The sequence below is a fragment of the Vibrio ulleungensis genome, from assembly GCF_016900875.1.
Classification (GTDB): domain Bacteria; phylum Pseudomonadota; class Gammaproteobacteria; order Enterobacterales; family Vibrionaceae; genus Vibrio; species Vibrio ulleungensis.
The window spans coordinates 1-1,220 of sequence record NZ_JAFEUM010000023.1; the positions used below are offsets into that span (position 1 = coordinate 1).

At 55.3% G+C, this 1,220-nt stretch carries 1 protein-coding gene; it reads right to left on the reverse strand.

Translation table 11 applies throughout. The features are described 5' to 3' along the window. Positions 1-1,220 (reverse strand): tandem-95 repeat protein (locus JQC93_RS20205; protein WP_205160109.1); only part of this gene is annotated, 1,220 nt, incomplete at both ends.

A 1,220-nucleotide genomic window follows, 5' to 3' on the forward strand; every position in this document is an offset into this window, starting at 1 on the left:
TCGCGCCATCGTCGTCTTCGGTGGTCCAGTTAATTACGACGTCGCCGTAGAAGTTCTCCGCCGGCGTGAACACGAAGTTACCATCACTGTCTGTGCTGATCGACCCTTGAGTCGCATCCGCTAAAGTCGGCGTGGTTGACACAATGGTTCCATCCACATCACTGGCATCGAACGTCAATACAACCGCAACGTCTTCGTCGGTGGTCTTATCCTCGGCGGTAATAACCGGGCCGTCGTTCACATCACCGACGGTGATGATCGAGGTGGTGGTCGCCGTTGCGCCGTCGTCGTCTTCAGTGGTCCAGTTAATCACGACATCGCCGTGGAAGTTCTCGGCTGGGGTGAACACGAAGTTGCCGTCGCTGTCTGTGCTGATCGAGCCTTGAGTCGCATCCGCTAGCGTTGGTGTGGTTGACACTATGGTGCCATCCACATCGCTCGCATCAAACGTCAGAACAACTGCAACGTCTTCGTCGGTAGTTTTGTTGTCCGCAGTAATGGCCGGTCCGTCGTTCACATCACCGACGGTGATGATCGACGTGGTGGTCGCCGTGGCGCCATCGTCGTCTTCGGTGGTCCAGTTAATTACGACCTCGCCGTAGAAATTCTCGGCTGGTGTGAATACGAAGTTACCATCACTGTCTGTGCTGATCGAGCCTTGAGTCGCATCCGCTAGCGTTGGCGTAGTCGACACTATGGTACCATCCACATCACTGGCATCAAACGTCAAGACAACCGCAACGTCTTCGTCGGTGGTCTTATCGTCTGCGGTAATTACTGGGCCATCGTTCACATCACCCACGGAAATGGTCGAGGTGGTGGTCGCCGTTGCGCCATCGTCGTCTTCGGTGGTCCAGTTAATTACGACATCGCCGTAGAAGTTCTCCGCTGGGGTGAACACGAAGTTGCCATCGCTGTCCGTGCTGATCGACCCTTGAGTCGCATCCGCTAGAGTCGGCGTGGTTGACACTATGGTGCCATCCACATCGCTCGCATCGAACGTCAGAACAACTGCAACGTCTTCGTCAGTGGTCTTGTCATCTGCGGTAATTACTGGTCCATCGTTCACATCACCCACGGTAATGGTCGAGGTGGTGGTCGCTGTCGCGCCATCGTCGTCTTCGGTGGTCCAATTAACCACGACATCGCCGTAGAAGTTTTCCGCCGGCGTGAACACAAAGTTACCGTCACTGTCTGTGCTGATAGAGCCTTGAGTCGCA